The following is an 18,011-nucleotide window of genomic DNA, read 5'->3' as shown; positions in this document are numbered from 1 at the left end:
AGGCGTCCGGCGATCCGGGCGCCTTTGTCTTGTCCGGCGGTCTTGTCCGGGGACGCCGATCAGGCGTAGTCCGACACCAGCAGCCGGGTCGCGGGCACGTCTTCCTCGATGTCGGGAAAGCGCCCGATCGGGTCGGCGAAGACATTGTCGGTGCGGTCGTCATTGACCGTCGAGACCTCGGCCAGCAGGGCGTCGTCGCCTTCGGCCCAGAAGGCATGCCAGATGTCGGGCGTCAGGGTCACGCTGCTGCCCGGCGCCAGCCGCAGCAGGCCGCCGGGCGGCAGGTCCTGCGCGATCCCGTCGGACATCACCCGCGGATCGGCGGCGCGGTCGATCCCGCCTTCGGCATCGGCGGCGTAAAGCTGCAGCACCAGCGTGCCGCCGCCGCGATTGATGATGTCCTCGGTCTTCAGCCGGTGCCGGTGCAGCGGCGACAGCTGACCCACCCGCGAGATCATGATCTTCTCGGCATAGACCATGCCGCGCCCCCGGGCGAGATCTTCGGCGCGCCCGTTTCGCGCGGTGAAAAGCACAAGCCCCAGCGTCGCGAACCGGCCCTGACCGTAATCGGTGATGTCCCAGCCAAGGCCCCGGCTGCGGATCTCGGCGGCCTCGGGTGCGGCGATCCTGTCGGGGCTCCAGTCGGCGAAGGGCGGCAGGGGCAGGCCGAAGGACCGGATGAAGGCCTGGCTGTCCGCAAGGATCGCGTTGATGTCCGAGCGTTTCACGCGGGCGTCCTTGTGCCGGGCAGGGGCTCGGCGGTGCCCAGCGTCAGGTCGGCGGGCAGGCGCCGCGCGGCCAGCAGGCGGGCATTGGCCATGTCGTTGCGCTCGGCCCTCTCGCGCGCCGCCTCGGGGGCCAGCCCGTGGTCGAGCCAGCGGGTCGTGAGGCGGCTCAGCAGGTCTTCGTCGGGGACGGCCAGGAAGACCGAGACATCCCAGAACCCGGCCAGCGCGCGCCAGGGCGGGGCGTCGAACAGCAGGTAGTTGCCCTCGAGGATCACGGTCCGGTCGGTTTCGGCCACCACGCCGGCCCCGGCGATGGCGATGTCGCGGGCGCGGTCGAAGACCGGATGGATCACCTCGCCGCCTGCGGCGAGCGCCTCGACCAGCCTCAGAAGCCCGGCCGCGTCGAAGGTTTCGGGCGCGCCCTTGCGGGCCAGCAGGCCGCGCGCGGACAGCAGCCGGTTGTCGAGGTGGAAGCCGTCCATCGGTACCACCGGCGCGGCTTGGCCCGTTTCGGCCAGCCGCTCGGACAGCCGCCGGGCGAGGGTGCTCTTGCCGCTGCCGGGCGGCCCGGCCAGCGCCACCAGCCGCCGCGCGCGGCGGGGGGGCGCGGCGAGCACGCGGGCGGCCAGGGTCTGGAGGTCGGGCGGGGCGCTCATGCCGCCTCCATCACGTCGGGCGGGGTGCGCGCCCCGGTCATGAAGGCCACCGCATCCGACATGGAATGATCGGCCGGGCGGATCGTGCACAGCCGCCGCCCGAGCCTGTGGATGTGAATCCGGTCCGCAACTTCGAAGACATGGGGCATGTTGTGACTGATGAGGATGATCGGCAAGCCCCGCGCGCGCACATCGAGGATCAGGTCCAGCACCCGGCGGCTTTCCTTAACCCCGAGCGCTGCGGTCGGCTCGTCCAGAATGATCAGCCGGGACCCGAAAGCCGCAGCCCGCGCGACCGCCACCCCCTGGCGCTGCCCGCCCGACAGGGTTTCGACCGGCTGGGTGATGTTCTGGATGGTCATCAGTCCCAGATCGTTCAGCTTTTCGCGGGCGAAGGCCTCCATCGCCCGGCGGTCGAGCCTGCGGAAGAGGCTGCCCATGATCCCCGGACAGCGCAGCTCGCGGCCCATGAACATGTTGTCGGCGATCGACAGGGCGGGCGACATCGCCAGCGTCTGGTAGACCGTCTCGATGCCCGCCTGCCGCGCCTCGATGGGCGAGGCAAAGCGCACGGGGCGGCCCTCCAGCCGGATCTCGCCCGCGTCGGGGATCACCGCGCCCGAGATCGCCTTGATCAGCGTCGACTTGCCCGCGCCGTTATCGCCGATCACCGCCAGGATCTCGCCCGGCATCAGGTCGAAGTCGCAGCGGTCAAGCGCGGTGACGCGGCCATAGCGCTTGACCAGTCCGCGGGCGGAAAGGACGGGGTCCGTCATGCCGAGACCTTTCGGATCCACTGGTCCACCGCCACCGCGCCGATGATGAGCGCGCCGATCAGCAGGAACGTCCATTGCGGGTTGGCGCCGGCCATCCTCAGCCCCAGCTCGAAGACGCCGACGATCAGCGCGCCGAAGAACGCGCCAAGGATCGAGCCGCGCCCGCCGAAAAGCGATATTCCCCCGATCACCACGGCGGTGATCGACTGGATGTTGCCGATGACGCCGGTGGTGGCCGAGGGCGAGACCGACCCGAACCGGCCGATCATCACCCAGCCCGCCAGCGCGCAGATGAGGCCCACCAGCAGGTAGACCGACATCAGCGTCCGGTGCACGTTGACCCCGGCCAGCGCCGCCGCCTCGGGATCGTCGCCGACCGCGTAGACATGTCGCCCCCAGGCGGTCGAGCGCAGCGCATAGGCCAGGACCAGCACCAGCAGCAGCATCAGGATCACCCCGAAGGTGAGGGTGGCGCCGCCCAGTTGCAGCTTGCCGCCGAGGAATTGCAGGAAGGGCGCGGTCGCCTCGATATCCTGGGCGCGGATGGTTTCGTTGCCGGAATAAAGATAGGTCGCGGCCAGCACGATCTGCCACATCCCCAGCGTCACGATGAAGGGCGGCAGGCGGACCCGGCTGACCAGCCAGCCGTTCAGCCCGCCGATGGCGGTCCCGGCGATCAGCCCGGCCAGCACCGCTAAGGGCGCGGGCAGGCCGACCTCGAAGACGAGCTTGCCCATGATGACCGAGCAGAAGACCGCGGTCGCGCCCACCGACAGGTCGATGCCCGCCGTCAGCACGATCAGGCTTTGCGCCGCGGCCAGCACGCCCACGATCTGCACCTGCTGCAGGATCAGCGTCAGCGCGAAGGGCGAGAAGAACTTGCCCCCCAGCACCAGCCCGAAGACCGCGACGGCGGCGATCAGCACGATCATCGGCACCAGCGCCGGGGTGGCATGCAAGAGGTCGTGGGCGCGCCCCATCGCGCCCTTGCGATGCGGCTGGAAGGCCGCATGCCGGTTCGGGGCGCGGGCCGCGATGCCCTCGAAATCGTCTGTCGGTTCGGCTTGCGACGACATGGTTCCTCCTTCCCCTGGAGCGGTCCGGCTCCGGCAGGGCCGTTGGCGCCTCCCCGCGCGGACGGGGAGGGGACCGGTCAGCCCCAGCAGAGGCCAAGCGCCTCTTCGGCCGAGATCGACTCGACGCCCTCGACGGGGGCGTCCGTGACCAGGGTGACGCCGGTGTCGAAGAAGCTCTTGCCCTCGGTCGCCTCGGGCCGGGTGCCATCCGCCGCGAAGGCGGCGATGGCCTCGATGCCCTTCGAGGCCATCAGCAGCGGGTATTGCTGCGAGGTGGCGCCGATCACGCCCGCCTTGACGTTCTCGACGCCCGGGCAGCCGCCATCGACCGAGACGATGGTGACGGCGCCGTCGCGGCCGACCGCCTTCAGCGCCTCATAGGCCCCGGCGGCGGCCGGTTCGTTGATGGTGTAGACGAGGCTCAGCGACGGATCGGTCGCCAGCAGGTTCTCCATCGCGCGGCGGCCGCCTTCCTGATTGCCCTGGGTGACATCGTGCCCGACGATCCGCGGGTCGCTTTCGTCGCCCCATTTCTTCGGATCGGCGATGTCGATGCCGAAGCCCTCAAGGAAGCCCTGGTCGCGCAGCACGCCCACCGTGGGCTGGCTGATGTCGAGGTCCAGAAGCGCGATGCGGGCGGTGTCCGCGTCGGTGCCAAGCCGGGCGCGCGCCCATTGGCCGATCAGCTCGCCCGCCTTGAAATTGTCGGTGGCGAAGGTCATGTCGGCGGCCTCGATCGGATCGAGCGGCGTGTCGAGCGCGATCACCAGAATGCCCGCCTCGCGCGCCTGCCGCACCGCGGGCACGATGGCCGAGGTGTTCGACGCGGTCAGCAGGATGCCCTTGACCCCGTTGGCGATGCAGGTTTCGATCGCCGCGACCTGGGTCTCGTTGTCGCCGTCGACCTTGCCGGCATAGCTGTCGAGGTCGATGCCCAGCTCGCGGGCCTTGGCGGCCGCGCCCTCGCGCATCTTGACGAAGAACGGATTGGTGTCGGTCTTGGTGATCAGGCAGGCCCCGACGGGATCGGCGGCTGCCGCCCCGGAACCCAGAAGCGCAAGGGTAACAGCCCCCAGCGTCAGGCCCGGCCTTCTGGCGGGTCGTTGCATGGTCTCTCCTCCCAAAGCAGCGACTCGGCCGGTTTTCCGGTTCCGGGTCGCGTGATTTTGGGGGGAGTCGGATGTCTTTTGTCAATAAATAAATCCGCGTGAATTATTTATTGACAAAATGGCATGCCATGGGCATTTTCGCGGCGATTTCGGGATGGAGACCCCTGTGAACAAGCTTGCGCTGCTGCAACGGCCCATGGTCCGCGGAACCAATCAAAGCGGGATGCGGGCGCATAACGAGCGGCTGGTGCTGACCATCCTGCGCCGGACCGGGCCGTTGCCGAAGGCGCAGATTGCGCGCATGACCGGGCTGTCGGCGCAGACCGTTTCGGTGATCATGCGGGCTCTCGAGGCCGACGGTCTGCTGGTGCGCAACGCGCCGGTGCGCGGCAAGGTGGGCCAGCCCTCGGTGCCGATCGGGCTGGCGGCGGACGGGGCCTTCTTCTTCGGGCTCAAGGTCGGGCGGCGCAGCCTGCAACTGGTGCTGACCGATTTCCTGGGCGATGTGCTGGCCCGGGTCGGCGCGCGCCATGCCTATCCGACCCCCGATTCGGTGCTGCGATTCGCGCTGGCCGGGATGGAGGAGATCATGGGGCAGGTGCCGCAGTCCCATGCGGACCGGATCTCGGGTCTTGGCATCGCGATTCCGTTCCGGATGTGGGACTGGATCCAGTCGATCGGGGCGCCGCGCGCAGATATGGATGCCTGGCGGGTGCGCGATTTGCGGAGCGAACTGGCCGAGCGGGTCGATTTTCCCGTCTATCTGCAGAACGATGCCTCGGCGGCCTGCGGCGCCGAGCTGGTGCTGGGCAGCGCCGAGGTGCCGCCCGATTTCGTGCATTTCTTCATCGGCTCCTTCATCGGCGGCGGCATCGTGCTCAATGGCAGCCTGTTCACCGGCAACACCGGCAATGCCGGGGCGCTGGGCTCGATGCCGGTGCTGTGCGACAGCCGCAAATGCACGCAGCTGATCGATGTCGCGTCGCTGGCGACGCTGGAACGGATGCTGGCCGAGAACAACGAGGATGCCGAGGCGCTCTGGACCTCGCCCGACGCCTGGGCGATCGACGAGATCATCCTGCAGGAATGGATCCTGCTGGCCGCGCAGGCCATCGCGGTGGCCATCGCCGCCACCGGATCGGTGCTCGACATCGGCGCGGCGCTGATCGACGGCTGGATGCCGGCCTCGGTCCGGGCCCGGCTGGTCGAGGAGGTGCGCGTGGCCTTCAGCCGGATCGACACGACGGGCATCCAGCCGCCGGTGATCATGGCGGGCACCGTCGGCCCCGATGCGCGCGCCCTGGGCGGGGCCTGTCTGGCCATGTCGGAACGCTTCCTCGTCGATCAGAACGCCTTGCTGGCGCCGCTCTGAGAGACTGCGCCGCCGGGGTCAATCAAACGATTGAATTTGGTCAATCGTTTGATTAATGTCGGGCCATGTCCGACGATCCCGCCCCCCGCAGCACGCCCGAGACCCTGATCGAGGCCGCCCTCCATCTGTTCGGCCATCGCGGCTTTGCCCCCACCTCGACGCGCGAGATCGCGGCGCGGGCGGGTACCAATGTCGCCTCGATCGCCTACCATTTCGGCGGCAAGGCCGGGCTGCGCCGGGCCTGTGCCGAGGCCGTGGCCGAGAGGATCGGCAGCGCCATCGGCCCGCTTGACGGGGCCGGGGCATTGCCCGAGACGCCCGAGGGCGCGCAGGCGCTGCTGGATGCCGCGCTGCGCCGCTTTGTCCGCTTCATCGTCGCGGACCCGGCGGCTGCGGATGCGGTGGCCTTCATGCTGCGCGAGCTGACCGACCCGGGCGAGGCCGCCGACGTGATCTATGCCTCGGTGCTGGAACCCCGCCATCGCGCGCTTTGCGCGCTCTGGGGCCGGGCGACCGGGCAACCGGCCGAGAGCGACGCGGTCAAGCTGGCCGTCTTCGCGGCCATCGGCCAGGCCGTCTATTTCCGCATCGCCCAGCCGGTGATCGCCCGGCGGCTCGACTGGACCGCCGTCGGGCCGGACGAGGCCGAGGCCATCGCCGGGCTGCTGGCCGCGAACCTTTCCGCCATGATCGAAAGCCAACGCCGATGATCGGGTTTCTCTGCGCGCTTCCCGTCCTGTCCGCGCTGCTCCCGGCCTGTCTGCCGCCGCCGCTGGCGACGGGCTATGTCGAGGGCGAGTTCACCCTGGTCGCCCCGGTCGAGACCGCGCAGATCGTTTCCGTCGCCGTGGCGCGCGGCGACCGGGTCCCGGCGGGCGCGGTGCTGGCGCGGATGGAACGCCGCGATGCCGAGATCGCGCTGACCCAGGCCGCCGCCGCCGAGGCCCAGGCCGAAAGCCATCTGGCCGACCTGCGCCAGGGCAAGCGCCCCGAAGAGATCCGGGTTATCGAAGCGACGCTGGCCTCGGCCCGGGCCGAAGCCGCCGAGGCCGACCGTCAGCGTGAACGGATGACCCGGCTGGCCGCCCGGGGCGTTGCCAACGAGGCCGACCGCGACGATGCGATCACCGCGGCCGAAGTGGCCCATGCCCGCGTGGCGCAGGTCGAGGCCGATCTGGCGGTCGCGCGTCTGCCCGCCCGCCCGCAAGCCATCGCCGAAGCCGAGGCCGCGCTTCTGGGCGCCCGCGCCGCCCGCGACAGGGCCAGCTGGGCCCTGGACAAGCGGACGCTCAGCCTCGACGAGCCGGTCACCGTCTTCGACGTGATCCGCACCGCGGGCGAGATCGCCGGGCCTTCGGCGCCGGTGCTGTCGGTGCTGGGCGAGGGGGCGGTCAAGCTGCGGCTTTATATCCCCGAACCCGCGCTGTCGTCAGTGGCGGTGGGCGACCGGCTGGAGGTCGGCTGCGACGGCTGCGCGCCGGACCTGTCCGCCCGCATCACCTATATCGCCGACGCGGCCGAGTTCACGCCGCCGGTGATCTACTCGCTCGAGAGCCGCCAGAAGCTGGTCTATCTGGTCGAGGCGCGGCCTGAGCAAGGGGCCGAGCCGGGGGCCGAGCCGGGGGTCGGGGGGCTGAAGCCCGGTCAGATCGTCGATGTGCGGCTGGCGGAGCCCGGCAGATGACCGACCCCTCCGCCGAACCTGTCCCCGAACCCGCAATCGCCGTGACCGGTCTGACCAAGCGGTTCGGCGACCGGGTGGTGGTGGACCGTGTGACGCTGTCGGTCGCACGCGGCGAGATCGCGGGGTTTCTGGGGCCGAACGGATCGGGCAAGACGACCACGATCCGGATGATGTGCGGGCTGCTGGAACCTGATGGCGGCGAGGGCCGGGTGCTGGGCCATGACATCCGTCGCGAGCGCCGCGCGATCAAGCGCCGGGTCGGCTACATGACCCAGCGGTTTTCCTTCTACGAGGACCTCACCATCGAGGAAAACCTGCGCTTTGTCGCCGGGCTATACGGCATGCGGCCGGTGGGCCGCGCGGTGCGCGACACGCTGGCCGATCTGGGGCTGACATCGCGCCGGGGCCAGCTGGCCGGGGCGTTGTCGGGCGGCTGGAAGCAGCGGCTGGCGCTGGCGGCCTGCCTCATGCACAAGCCCGACCTCTTGCTTTTGGACGAACCCACCGCCGGGGTCGACCCCAAGGCCCGGCGCGAATTCTGGGACGAGATCCATGCCCGCGCGGCCGAGGGCCTGACGGTGCTGGTCTCGACCCATTACATGGACGAGGCCGAGCGCTGTCACCGCATCGCCTATATCTCTTACGGCAGGCTGGTCGCGCATGGCACGGTGGCCGAGGTGGTGGCGGGGGCCGGGCTTTCGACGCTGGTGCTGACCGGCGGGCGGACCGCAGAGGCGGCGCGCGCGCTTGACGGTGCGGAGGGCGTCGAGCAGGTCGCCCATTTCGGCGCGACGCTGCATGTGGTGGGCCGCGATCCGGACCGGCTCCGCCGCGCGGTCGCGCCGGTGGCGGCCGAGACCGGCGCGCGGATCGACCCGGCCGAGACCAGCCTTGAGGACGTCTTCATCAAGCTCATGGGCGAGGCGAGGGACAACGCATGATCGGGCGGGTTCTGTCCTTCGGGCGGCTCATGGCGCTGCTTGCCAAGGAGACGATCCAGATGCGGCGCGACCGGCTGACCTTCGGCATGATGCTGGGGATCCCGCTGGTCCAGCTGATGCTGTTCGGCTTTGCCATCAACACCGACCCCAAGGAGCTGCCCGCCGCGCTTGTCGCGCCGACCCAGGACCGGTTCACCCGGGCGATGGTCTCGGCGCTGGAGCTGACCGGCTATTACCGCTTCGTCGCACCCGACGCGACCGCGGCCGAGGCCGAACGGATGATCGCGCGGGGCGATGTGTCCTTCGTGGTGACGATCCCGTCCGATTTCGGGCGCCGGGTGATGCGGGGCGAAAGCCCCTCGATCCTGATCGACGCGGACGCGACCGACCCTTCGGTCGCCTCGGGCGCGATCTCGACGCTGGGCACGGTGGCGGCCCAGGCGCTGTCGCGCGAGACCGGAGCGGCGGCGCCCGCGCCCGGGCTCTCGGTCGTCGTGCATCGCCGCTACAACCCCGAGGGCGTCACGCAATACAACATCGTGCCGGCCCTTCTGGGGGTGATCCTGCAGCTGACCATGGTGATGATGACCGCGATGGCGCTGACCCGCGAGACCGAGCGCGGCACGATGGAGAACCTGCTGTCGATGCCCGCGACGCCGCTTGAAATCATGCTGGGCAAGATCGTGCCCTATCTGGGCGTGGGGGCAGTGCAGGTCGTGGTGGTGCTGGCGGCGTCAAGGCTGGTCTTCGGCGTGCCCTTCGTCGGCAGCCCGGCCGTGATCCTCGCGGGGGTCTTCGTCTTCGTGGTGGCGCTGGTGATCCTCGGCTATCTGATCTCGACGGTGGCCCGGACCCAGATGCAGGCGATGCAGATCACCTTCTTCTTCTTCCTGCCCTCGCTGATGCTGTCGGGGTTCATGTTTCCCTATCGCGGCATGCCGGGCTGGGCGCAGGCGCTGGGCGAGGTCTTTCCGCTGACCCATTTCCTGCGGCTGATCCGGGCGGTGATGCTGAAGGGGGCGGGTCTCGCGACGGTCTCGGGTTCGTTCCTGGCGCTGGGCGTCTTCGTGCTGGTGCTGGCGCTGGCGGCGCTGACGCGGTTCCGCAAGACGCTGGACTGATCCGCTCAGCCGCCAAGGGCGCGCGGCAGCCACAGCACCAGCGCCGGAAAGGCGAGCAAGAGACCCACGCGGAAAAGCTCGGCCAGAAAGAAGGGCAGCATGCCCCGGAAGGTCTCGGCCATCGGCACGTCGCGGGCGAGCGACGAGATCACGAAGACATTCATGCCGACGGGCGGGGTGATCAGCCCCAGTTCCACGACGATGAGGGCGAGGATGCCGAACCAGATCTTCAGATCCTCGGTGCCCATGCCGAAGCCTGCGCCCTCGGCCATCTGGTAAAGCCCGCCATTGACCTCGACCAGCACCGGCCAGAAGAACGGGATGACCAGAAGGATCATCGACAGGCTGTCCATCAGGCAGCCCAGCACGATCAGCGCGGCCAGCAGAAGGACCAGCACCGCGAGCGGCGCGAGCCCCGCGCCCGCGATCCATTCGGCGCCCGCCTGCGGCAGGCCCGCGCGGGACATGAAGATCTTCATCAGCTCGGCACCCAGCAGGATCAGGTAGATCATGCCCGAGGTCGCGGCGGTTTCCAGCACCGAAGCGCGGAGCGCGCCAGGGCCGAGCCTCCCCCGGAGCGTGCCATAGGCCCAGACCAGCGCGACGCCCACGGCCGCCCCGGGCGTGGGGTTGTAAAGCCCCAGATAGATGCCGCCCAGCACCAGCGCGAAGATGCCCAGCACCGGCAGCACGCCCAGGGTCGCGGCGCGGAACTCGGCCCGCCCGGCCGGGGCATGGGCGGGACCGGCGCCGGGGCGGAGCGCGACATAGCCCGCGATGGTCAGCAGAAACAGCAGGACCGCCAGCGCGCCGGGCAGCAGCGCCGCCATGAACATGGTGACGACATTGGCCTCGACCAGGATCGCATAGAGGATCAGCACCACCGAGGGCGGGATCAGGATGCCGAGCGTACCTCCGGCGGCCAGCGTGCCGGTGGCCAGCGCGCCCGAATAGTTCTGGCGGCGCAGCTCGGGCAGGGCGACCTTGCCCATGGTCGAGGCGGTGGCCAGCGACGAGCCGCAGACCGCGCCGAAGCCCGCGCAGGCGGCGATGGCGGCCATCGCGGTGCCGCCGCGCATCCAGCCAAGCCAGGCCGCCCCCGCCCGGAACAGCGCCGCCGACAGGCCCACCCGCCCGGCAAGCGCCCCCATCAGCACGAAAAGCGGCACGACCGTCAGGTCGTAGATCGAGAACTGGCCCCAGGCCAGCGTCTTGAGCTGGTTCAGAAGCAGCGCCGGGCCGTTCAGCGCGGCGATGCCCGCGCCGCCGACCAGGATCATCGCATAAGCGATGGGCATCCGCGCCGCGATCAGCAGGACCAGCGCGCCAAGCCCGATCAGGCCCAGCATCATCGGATCAGGCATTCCGCCTCCCGCGCGCCGTGGCGGCATCTTCGGTCAGCGTCGCCACCGCCGCCAACGCCAGTAGCGCCAGCGACACCAGCACGGGCAGGAAACAGGGCCAGAGCGGGATCTGCAGGATCGCGGTGGTGTAGCCATAGGCCTGCTGATCGCCGAGCCCGAGGCTCATCCGCCAAAGCAGGACCCCGGCCACGGCAAGGGCGGCCAGCGATCCGGCAAGGCTCATCCGCGCGGCCCAGATCCGCGAGGCGCCCATGGTGAAGACATCGGCGGTGACATTGGCGCGGGTCAGCTGGCACCAGGGCAGGAAGGCGAAGACCGCGATGGCGGTGCCGATCTCGGTCAGCTCGAAATCGCCCGGCACCGGGCGGCCGAGCAGCCCGCCGAGGATCGAGATCACGTTCAGCGCGACAACACCCGCCAGCACCAGCCCGCCGAGGATCGCCCAGATCTCGACCGCGGCGGCCAGCGCGCGCCGCAGCCTCATCGGCTGGAATGGGCCGCCACCGCGGCGCGGGCGCGGGCGACCAGACCGGCGCCGTCGATGCCGCGGCTGTCGGCATCCTCGATCCAGCGGTCGACCACGGGCTCGAGCGCGGTGCGGAAGGCCTCGGTTTCGGCAGGGCTCAGCACCTGATGGGCCTTGCCCGCAGCGGTGGTGATGGCGACGCCGGTCTCTTCGGTGCCGCGCCAGATCCGGCCCAGCTCGGCCAGCCATTCCGGCCCCGAAGCCTCGCGGAACGCGGTCTGGATCTCGGGCGGCAGGCTGTCCCAGCGCGCCTTGTTCATCGAAAGCTGGAAGGTGGTGGTGCCGAAGCGGGTGTTGCGGTCGCCCTCGATCAGCCGGTCGGTCTGGTCCTGCAGCTTCAGCGCGGGCACGATCTCGAAGGGCACCAGCGCGCCGTCGACCACGCCCTTCTGCAACGCCTGCGGCAGGTCGGGCACCGGCATCGCCACCGGCACCGCGCCCAAAGCCTCGAGCACCCAGGCGCCGGTGCGTGACGGGATGCGCATCTTGCGGCCCGCCAGATCGGCGGGGGCATGCACCTCGGGGCCACGCAGCGCGATGCCGTTTCCGGCATGGACATGCAGGAACATCACCTCAAGGCCCTTGTAGTCGTCCTTGAGGTCGGTCTCGAACAGATCGGCCAGCGCCAGATTGGCCGCACCCGGATCGTTCACATAGACGTTCGGCAGTTCCATCACCTCGGTCCGGGGGAACAGCCCCGGGGTGTAGCCGTTCACGACCCAGATCAGGTCCACGACCCCGTCGCGGGCCTGGGTGACCAGTTCGGGCGGGCGTCCGCCCAGCGTCATCGAGGGATAGATCTCGATCCTGACCCGGCCGCCCGAGCGGGCCTCGACCGCGCGCGCCCAGGGGGCCAGCGTCTCGGTCTGGGTGGGCGAGGTGGCGGGCAGGAAATGGTGCAGCTTGAAAGTGTAGTCCTGCGCCAGCGCGGCCCCGGCGGTCCAGATCGCGGCGGCGGCCGAGGCCAGCAGCCCGGCAAGGCGTCGTCCCGGTTCCATCCCTGTCTCCCCCGTCTGCGGCCGCATGCGGCCGGTCGCCTCGGCCTACACCGGGACGGGAATCCGGTCAACGTCGCGGGGCGGCAGGCGCCGCGCGGCATTGACTGTGCGTTGACGCGTCGGGAGCAGGATCGCCTTGTCCGCAGTCGGGATCGGGGCGGCGCAGGGCGGATCTGACAGGATCGTGAGCCGCTGTGACCGTGCCCGTGAAACGGGATCGCGCCGGGCCGCGTTGAGGGTCTGTCGCGAACGCAAGAACCGAAGAAGGGAGACGAAAATGACCCGCAAACGCGAACGCCGCACCCCGAAACCCCGGGACGAACGGGAAACGCCGCCGACCTGGCGCTTTACCGACTGGGCCATGATCTGACCGGGAAACTGTTCTGATCGGAAGGATACCGGATCGCACCGCCCGGCAAGGGGCGGCGGATCGACGGCAATCGGGCCGGGCTGCGCGAAAGGCGCGTCCGGCCCGTCGTGTGTCTGCGGTCTTTAGAGAGCGACCAGCTTGACAGCCGATTCACGGCCGTCGCGGCCGGCTTCGATCTCGAACGAGACCTTCTGGCCGTCTTGCAGGCCGGTCAGGCCCGAGCGTTCCACGGCAGAGATGTGCACGAACACGTCCTTCTTGCCGCCGTCCGGGGCGATGAAGCCGAAGCCTTTGGTGCTGTTGAACCATTTCACGGTGCCGGTAGCCATCCCGTGTGTCTCCTCATGTGGTGCCGCTCGCGGAAGTGCAGCGGCTCGGCTCGTCAGGGATCGATCGAGGTACTGACGGCCGCTTGAGCGAAGACAGTGGTCGATAGAGGTAACGTCGCGACGTGCCATATGGGGCTTTTCGCGAGTCGCTGCAAGAAAATTCCGTGACAGCGGCCGGTCTTTGCGGTCGCGGGACGCGCTGCCGCAGGGGGCATCCGGTCGCACGGCTGTCGCGCGACGGTTGCAGGGCAGATGACGTGTCGCGGCGAAAGCGGACCCGGCAAGGCGTTGGAGCGTCTGTTAATCCCGCAATCGCTCCCTATCTTGCGCAGGAGCGATTAGGATCGTCTCAGGACCGCTTCCACGGGAAGGTGCATGGTACGGCAAATCGGGTTCTCCGTCCTGCTCCTGGCAGGGACGCTCGCGCTCTGGATCGCCTTCGTGCCCGGAGCGCGGCCGGTGCTTGACCGTCTGGGCGTGTCCGCGCTGATCGGGCTCGACCCGGCCGCGCCTGCCGGGGGTGCGGGATCGGGTGCCCGGCCGGGCGGCCCCGCCGCTGTCACCGTGTCCGAGGTCGGCGAGGGCCGCATCCAGGACCGGGTGGCGGCCATCGGCGACGGCCGGGCGTTGCGCGCGGTGACGGTGCGGTCCAAGGTCGCGGGCGAGGTGGTCGAGATCGGCATCCGCGACGGCGAACGGGTGGCGGCGGGCGCTCTGATCGTGCGGCTCGACGACGAGGCCGAGCGGATCGCGCTCGACCGTGCGCGGCTGGTTCTGGAAGACGCCCGCGACGAGGCCGACCGGGTGACCCGGCTGGAAACCACGGGGGCCGTGACCGAGGTGCGGCGGCGCGAGGCCGATCTGGCGCTTCGCACCGCCGAGCTGGAACTGCGCCAGGCCGAATTCGATCTGTCCGAACGCACCGTGCGCGCGCCCTTCGCGGGCTGGGCGGGGGTTCTCGACATCGCGGTGGGCGACCGGGTGTCCAGCCAGGACGCGCTGGCCACCATCGCCGACCGCAGCCGCATCCTGATCGACTTTCACGTCCCCGAACGGGTGGTGGGCCAGATCAGGGAGGGGCTGCCGCTGACCGCGCGGCCGCTGGGCATGCCCGACCTGACCCTGAAGGGCCGGGTTCATGCCATCGACAATGCCGTCGACGCGGCCAGCCGGACCTTGCGGGTGCAGGGCGAACTGGACAATTCCGACGATCTTCTGCGCGGGGGCATGTCCTTCGAGGTGACGCTGAATTTCGAGGGCGAACCGCTGCCGATGGTCGATCCGCTGGCGGTGCAATGGTCCAGCGCGGGCGCCTATGTCTGGGCGGTGCGCGACGGGCGCGCGGCGCGGGTGCCGGTCGCGATCCGCCAGCGCAATGCCGACAGCGTGCTGGTCGAGGCCGATCTGGCGGTGGGCGATCAGGTGGTGGCCGAGGGGTTACAGACGCTGCGCGAGGGCGCGGAACTGCGCATCGTCGGGCCGCAGGCGGGGCTTGGCCTGCCGCGCCCCCCGGGCGACGCGGGCTAGGGAGGCGGGGCCATGCTGCAAGAGGCGATGCGCGAGGCCGAAGCCGGGGGCACGTCGCTTTTCGTGCGCCGTCCGATCCTGGCGCTGGTTCTCAGCGCGCTGATCGTTCTGGCGGGGCTCGCCGCGCTCTTCGGGGTCGAGATCCGCGAGTTGCCCAATGTCGACCGTCCGGTCGTCACCGTCACCACCGAGTTCACCGGCGCAGCCCCCGAGACCATCGATCAGGAGATCACCAGCCGGATCGAGGGCGCGGTCGGCCGGGTCTCGGGCATCCGCTCGATCGAGTCGAATTCGCGCTTCGGGCGCAGCCGGGTGACGCTGGAATTCGCCGAGAACGTCGATATCGACGTGGCCGCGAGCGACACCCGCGATGCCGTCGCGCGCATCCAGCGCGACCTGCCCGACGAGGCCGACGACCCCCGCGTGGTCAAGGCCGATGCCGATGCCCAGCCGGTGATGCGGGTCGCGGTGACCTCGACCCGGCGCTCGGCCGAGGCGCTGACGGAGATCGTCGAGGACCGGATCGAGGACCGGCTGGTCTCGTTGCCGGGCGTCGCCGATGTGCAGGTCTATGGCGACCGGGCGCCGATCTTCCGGGTCGATGTCGATCAGGCGCGGCTGGCGAGCCGCGGGCTGACGCTGGCCGATCTGGCCGAGGCGCTGTCCGATGCGGGCTTCAACGCTGCCGCGGGCGATCTCGAGGGCGGACGGCAGAGCCTCAGTGTGCGCACCACCGCCATGGTCGTGTCGGCCGAGGCCTTCGAGGATCTGCGCATCGCCCCCAATGTCTTCCTGCGGGACGTGGCGCGGGTCGATCTGGGCCCCGAGCCCAACACCTCGGTCCTGCGCGCCAATGGCCGGACCGGGATCGGCATGGGGGTGATCCGGCAGGCGGGCAGCAACACGCTCGACATCTCGCGCGAGGTGCGCCGCACCGTGGCCGAACTGGACCGCAGCCTGCCCGACGACATCTCGATCTTCGTCACCTCGGACGACGCGGTCTTCATCAAGGGCGCCATCGCCGAGGTGCTGAACACGCTGGGGCTGGCGGTCGCCATCGTGGTTCTGGTGATCTTCCTGTTCCTGCGCGACATCCGCGCGACGCTGATCCCGGCCTTGACCATGCCGGTTTCGCTGATCGGCACGCTGGCCGCGATCTATCTGGTGGGCTTCTCGGTCAATATCCTGACGCTGCTGGCGCTGGTGCTGGCGACCGGCATGGTGGTCGACGACGCCATCGTGGTGCTGGAAAACATCGTCCGCCGCCGGGCCGAGGGGATGGGGCCGCGCGCCGCCGCTGTGCTGGGCACCAAGCAGGTCTTTTTCGCGGTCGTCACAACCACGGCGACGCTGGCTGCGGTCTTCGTGCCGCTGTCGTTCCTGCCGGGGCAGGCGGGCGGCTTGTTCCGCGAATTCGGCTTCACGCTGGCAATGGCGGTGGCGATTTCCTCGGTGGTGGCGCTGACGCTGTGTCCGGTGCTGGCCAGCCGGATGCTGGCCCGCGCGCCCGGGACCGAGCGGGGCCTTGGCGCGCGGATCGGCGCCGGGCTGGCCGGGCTGTACCGCCGCACCCTCGGCGGGGCGCTGGCCATGCCCGTCGTGGTGGTGCTGGCGGCCGGGCTGTTCGCCGCGACGGCCCTGCTGGTGGCGGGCGGCGTGCGGCAGGAGCTGACGCCCAAGGAGGACCGGTCGGTCGCGCTTTTGCGCATCCAGGCGCCGCAGGGCGTGTCGCTGGACTATACCCAGTCCAAGATGGCCGAGATCGAGGACGCCATCGCGCCGCTGCGCGACAAGGGCGAGATCGTAAACATCTTTTCCATCGCGGGCTCGGGCGGGTCGGACAGCCGCGGGTTCATGGTCTTCACGCTTGCCCCCTGGGAGGCGCGCGCGCGCAGCCAGGACGAGATCGTGACCGATATCAACGCCCGGCTGCGCGGCGTGATCGGGGTGCGCGCCTTCGCGATCCAGCCCAATTCGCTGGGCATTCGCGGCGCGGGCAGCGGCATCAGCGTGGCGCTGACCGGCGAAAGCTACGACCGGCTGGCCGAGACCGCCCAGGCGCTGGTCGAGCGGATGCAGGATGACGGCGCCTTCGGCGAGGTCCGGCTCGATTTCGAGCGCACCCAGCCCGAGCTGTTCGTCGAGATCGACCGCACCCGCGCGGCCGATCTGGGCATCGACATCTCGGGGCTGGGCGAAGCGCTTCGGGCCTTCCTGAACGGGCGCAGCGTCGTGTCGGTCTTCGTCGGCGACCAGAATTACGACGTGCAGCTTGTCTCGTCGGCCGAGCCGGTCGACGACCCGGGCGATCTGGAGAACATCTTCGTCAAAAGCGCGGGCGGGCGGATGGTGCCGATGTCGACCTTCGTGCGGCTTGAGGAACGCCCCGTTGCGCCCGATCTCGACCGGCTGGATCAAAGCCGCGCGGTCTCGATCTCGGCCGATCTGGGGCCGGACCAGTCGCTGGGCGGGGCGTTCGAGCGGATCGTTCAGCTGTCGGACGGGCTGCTGACCGACGACAACCGCATCCTGCCCAAGGGGGCGGCGGCCACCATGGGCGAGACCAATTCCGGGCTTCTGATCATCTTCGGCTTTGCCATCGCCGTGGTGTTTCTGGTGCTGGCCGCGCAGTTCGAAAGCTTCATCTCGGCCATCGTGGTGATGGCGACGGTGCCGCTGGGGCTGGCCTGCGCCATCTTCGCGCTGCTGCTGACGGGCCAAAGCCTCAATGTCTACAGCCAGATCGGGCTGGTGATGCTGGTGGGCATCATGGCCAAGAACGGAATCCTGATCGTCGAATTCGCGAACCAGCTGCGCGACGGCGGCGCGACGGTGCGCGAGGCCATCTATGAAGCGGCGACGATCCGGCTGCGCCCGGTGATGATGACCATGGTCTCGACCGTGCTGGGCGGCGTGCCGCTGATCCTGTCCTCGGGGGCGGGCGCCGAGGCGCGCGAGGCGCTGGGCTGGGTCATCGTCGGCGGGCTGGGGCTGGCCACGCTCTCGACGCTGTATCTGACGCCGGTCGCCTATCTGCTGCTGGCGCGGTTCTCGCCGCCCCGGGCCGAGGAAAAGCAGCGCCTCGCGCGCGAGCTCGAGGAGGCTCTGGCGGGCTGAGCGGGGGCGCCTGGCGACAGGTGCCGGAAGGTCGGGGAAATACGGCCCGGGCGGGGACGTGCGCCCGGGCCGCGACGGCGGGGGGAGGCCATTCAAGAGGCCGGTGAGGGGGCCGGCCCGAGGTGCATCCGTGAACGTGACCCTGTCCGCTATCGTCCCTGTCCAACGCCTTGGCGCGCCATCGGTTCCCGGCCCCGTGCAAAATTCGGGTGGGGCGGGGCGCGGGGGTTTCCTTCCGTCGCGGCGGCTGAGATGCTGGGCGTCGCCCGAAATACCGCGAAAGGGACCGGAATGATCGGCCGACCCCGTGCAGGATC

At 70.0% G+C, this 18,011-nt stretch carries 16 protein-coding genes; 7 read left to right on the top strand and 9 right to left on the bottom strand.

Annotated elements, in window-relative coordinates:
- Positions 1–59: 59 nt before the first annotated feature.
- The 5 genes from BYZ73_RS14010 to BYZ73_RS13990 all read right to left on the bottom strand — a co-directional run bounded on the left by BYZ73_RS14010 (position 60) and on the right by BYZ73_RS13990 (position 4,345).
- On the bottom strand, positions 60–728 hold the full coding sequence (locus BYZ73_RS14010) for a D-lyxose/D-mannose family sugar isomerase (RefSeq protein ID WP_112316426.1): 669 nt from the start codon (positions 726–728) through the stop codon (positions 60–62).
- A complete protein-coding gene (locus BYZ73_RS14005) occupies positions 725–1,384 on the bottom strand; it encodes a nucleoside/nucleotide kinase family protein (protein ID WP_112316425.1) in 660 nt (219 codons plus the stop codon). Before BYZ73_RS14005 ends, BYZ73_RS14010 begins: the two co-directional genes overlap by 4 nt.
- Positions 1,381–2,160 (bottom strand): ATP-binding cassette domain-containing protein, encoded by a 780-nt coding sequence (locus tag BYZ73_RS14000; RefSeq protein WP_112316424.1) that lies wholly within the window; start codon positions 2,158–2,160, stop codon positions 1,381–1,383. Before BYZ73_RS14000 ends, BYZ73_RS14005 begins: the two co-directional genes overlap by 4 nt.
- The gene (locus BYZ73_RS13995) at positions 2,157–3,236 is read right to left on the bottom strand and encodes an ABC transporter permease (protein WP_112316423.1); all 1,080 of its coding nucleotides are present in this window, start codon (positions 3,234–3,236) and stop codon (positions 2,157–2,159) included. Before BYZ73_RS13995 ends, BYZ73_RS14000 begins: the two co-directional genes overlap by 4 nt.
- Before the next feature lie 77 nt (positions 3,237–3,313).
- Positions 3,314–4,345: a sugar ABC transporter substrate-binding protein gene (locus tag BYZ73_RS13990; protein ID WP_112316422.1), complete on the bottom strand. Its 1,032-nt coding sequence runs from the start codon at positions 4,343–4,345 to the stop codon at positions 3,314–3,316.
- Between the two features lie 166 nt (positions 4,346–4,511).
- Here BYZ73_RS13990 and BYZ73_RS13985 point away from each other — a divergent pair, with 166 nt between their 5' ends.
- From BYZ73_RS13985 to BYZ73_RS13965, 5 genes are all read left to right on the top strand, one after another.
- The gene (locus BYZ73_RS13985) at positions 4,512–5,717 is read left to right on the top strand and encodes an ROK family transcriptional regulator (RefSeq protein WP_342768207.1); all 1,206 of its coding nucleotides are present in this window, start codon (positions 4,512–4,514) and stop codon (positions 5,715–5,717) included.
- A 65-nt stretch (positions 5,718–5,782) separates the two neighbouring features.
- A complete protein-coding gene (locus tag BYZ73_RS13980; protein ID WP_112316421.1) occupies positions 5,783–6,427 on the top strand; it encodes a CerR family C-terminal domain-containing protein in 645 nt (214 codons plus the stop codon).
- On the top strand, positions 6,424–7,401 hold the full coding sequence (locus BYZ73_RS13975; RefSeq protein ID WP_112316420.1) for an HlyD family secretion protein: 978 nt from the start codon (positions 6,424–6,426) through the stop codon (positions 7,399–7,401). Before BYZ73_RS13980 ends, BYZ73_RS13975 begins: the two co-directional genes overlap by 4 nt.
- On the top strand, positions 7,398–8,342 hold the full coding sequence (locus BYZ73_RS13970; RefSeq protein ID WP_112316419.1) for an ABC transporter ATP-binding protein: 945 nt from the start codon (positions 7,398–7,400) through the stop codon (positions 8,340–8,342). Before BYZ73_RS13975 ends, BYZ73_RS13970 begins: the two co-directional genes overlap by 4 nt.
- Positions 8,342–9,463: an ABC transporter permease gene (locus tag BYZ73_RS13965; protein WP_112316455.1), complete on the top strand. Its 1,122-nt coding sequence runs from the start codon at positions 8,342–8,344 to the stop codon at positions 9,461–9,463. The genes BYZ73_RS13970 and BYZ73_RS13965 overlap by 1 nt, the downstream gene beginning before the upstream one ends.
- Before the next feature lie 5 nt (positions 9,464–9,468).
- Here BYZ73_RS13965 and BYZ73_RS13960 read toward each other — a convergent pair whose 3' ends face one another.
- The 4 genes from BYZ73_RS13960 to BYZ73_RS13945 form a co-directional block, all read right to left on the bottom strand.
- Positions 9,469–10,827: a TRAP transporter large permease gene (locus BYZ73_RS13960; RefSeq protein WP_112316418.1), complete on the bottom strand. Its 1,359-nt coding sequence runs from the start codon at positions 10,825–10,827 to the stop codon at positions 9,469–9,471.
- Complete coding sequence (locus tag BYZ73_RS13955; RefSeq protein WP_112316417.1) at positions 10,820–11,311, bottom strand: TRAP transporter small permease; 492 nt, start codon at positions 11,309–11,311, stop codon at positions 10,820–10,822. The genes BYZ73_RS13960 and BYZ73_RS13955 overlap by 8 nt, the downstream gene beginning before the upstream one ends.
- Positions 11,308–12,351: a TRAP transporter substrate-binding protein gene (locus tag BYZ73_RS13950; protein WP_112316416.1), complete on the bottom strand. Its 1,044-nt coding sequence runs from the start codon at positions 12,349–12,351 to the stop codon at positions 11,308–11,310. The genes BYZ73_RS13955 and BYZ73_RS13950 overlap by 4 nt, the downstream gene beginning before the upstream one ends.
- A gap of 492 nt (positions 12,352–12,843) precedes the next feature.
- Complete coding sequence (locus BYZ73_RS13945; protein ID WP_075785262.1) at positions 12,844–13,050, bottom strand: cold-shock protein; 207 nt, start codon at positions 13,048–13,050, stop codon at positions 12,844–12,846.
- A gap of 375 nt (positions 13,051–13,425) precedes the next feature.
- Between BYZ73_RS13945 and BYZ73_RS13940 the strand changes: the two genes are divergently transcribed.
- Together BYZ73_RS13940 and BYZ73_RS13935 are read left to right on the top strand one after the other, a co-directional pair.
- Positions 13,426–14,577 (top strand): efflux RND transporter periplasmic adaptor subunit, encoded by a 1,152-nt coding sequence (locus tag BYZ73_RS13940; RefSeq protein ID WP_108028211.1) that lies wholly within the window; start codon positions 13,426–13,428, stop codon positions 14,575–14,577.
- Between the two features lie 12 nt (positions 14,578–14,589).
- Positions 14,590–17,694, top strand: a complete 3,105-nt coding sequence (locus tag BYZ73_RS13935) for an efflux RND transporter permease subunit (protein WP_112316415.1) — start codon at positions 14,590–14,592, stop codon at positions 17,692–17,694.
- Positions 17,695–18,011 lie beyond the last annotated feature (317 nt).

It is taken from the genome of Rhodovulum viride (assembly GCF_003265965.1).
Lineage (GTDB): Bacteria > Pseudomonadota > Alphaproteobacteria > Rhodobacterales > Rhodobacteraceae > Rhodovulum > Rhodovulum kholense.
The sequence above is the reverse complement of the archived record's forward strand: the minus strand, read 5'-3'. Positions and strand labels throughout refer to the sequence as shown.

Excerpts from the sequence above, each read along its gene's own strand:
- BYZ73_RS14005 (WP_112316425.1), bottom strand. The coding sequence starts at position 1,384 with ATGAGCGCCCCGCCCGACCTCCAGACCCTGGCCGCCCGCGTGCTCGCC.
- BYZ73_RS14000 (WP_112316424.1), bottom strand. The coding sequence starts at position 2,160 with ATGACGGACCCCGTCCTTTCCGCCCGCGGACTGGTCAAGCGCTATGGC.
- BYZ73_RS13995 (WP_112316423.1), bottom strand. The coding sequence starts at position 3,236 with ATGTCGTCGCAAGCCGAACCGACAGACGATTTCGAGGGCATCGCGGCC.
- BYZ73_RS13990 (WP_112316422.1), bottom strand. The coding sequence starts at position 4,345 with ATGCAACGACCCGCCAGAAGGCCGGGCCTGACGCTGGGGGCTGTTACC.
- BYZ73_RS13980 (WP_112316421.1), top strand. The coding sequence starts at position 5,783 with ATGTCCGACGATCCCGCCCCCCGCAGCACGCCCGAGACCCTGATCGAG.
- BYZ73_RS13975 (WP_112316420.1), top strand. The coding sequence starts at position 6,424 with ATGATCGGGTTTCTCTGCGCGCTTCCCGTCCTGTCCGCGCTGCTCCCG.
- BYZ73_RS13970 (WP_112316419.1), top strand. The coding sequence starts at position 7,398 with ATGACCGACCCCTCCGCCGAACCTGTCCCCGAACCCGCAATCGCCGTG.
- BYZ73_RS13960 (WP_112316418.1), bottom strand. The coding sequence starts at position 10,827 with ATGCCTGATCCGATGATGCTGGGCCTGATCGGGCTTGGCGCGCTGGTC.
- BYZ73_RS13955 (WP_112316417.1), bottom strand. The coding sequence starts at position 11,311 with ATGAGGCTGCGGCGCGCGCTGGCCGCCGCGGTCGAGATCTGGGCGATC.
- BYZ73_RS13950 (WP_112316416.1), bottom strand. The coding sequence starts at position 12,351 with ATGGAACCGGGACGACGCCTTGCCGGGCTGCTGGCCTCGGCCGCCGCC.
- BYZ73_RS13945 (WP_075785262.1), bottom strand. The coding sequence starts at position 13,050 with ATGGCTACCGGCACCGTGAAATGGTTCAACAGCACCAAAGGCTTCGGC.
- BYZ73_RS13940 (WP_108028211.1), top strand. The coding sequence starts at position 13,426 with ATGGTACGGCAAATCGGGTTCTCCGTCCTGCTCCTGGCAGGGACGCTC.
- BYZ73_RS13935 (WP_112316415.1), top strand. The coding sequence starts at position 14,590 with ATGCTGCAAGAGGCGATGCGCGAGGCCGAAGCCGGGGGCACGTCGCTT.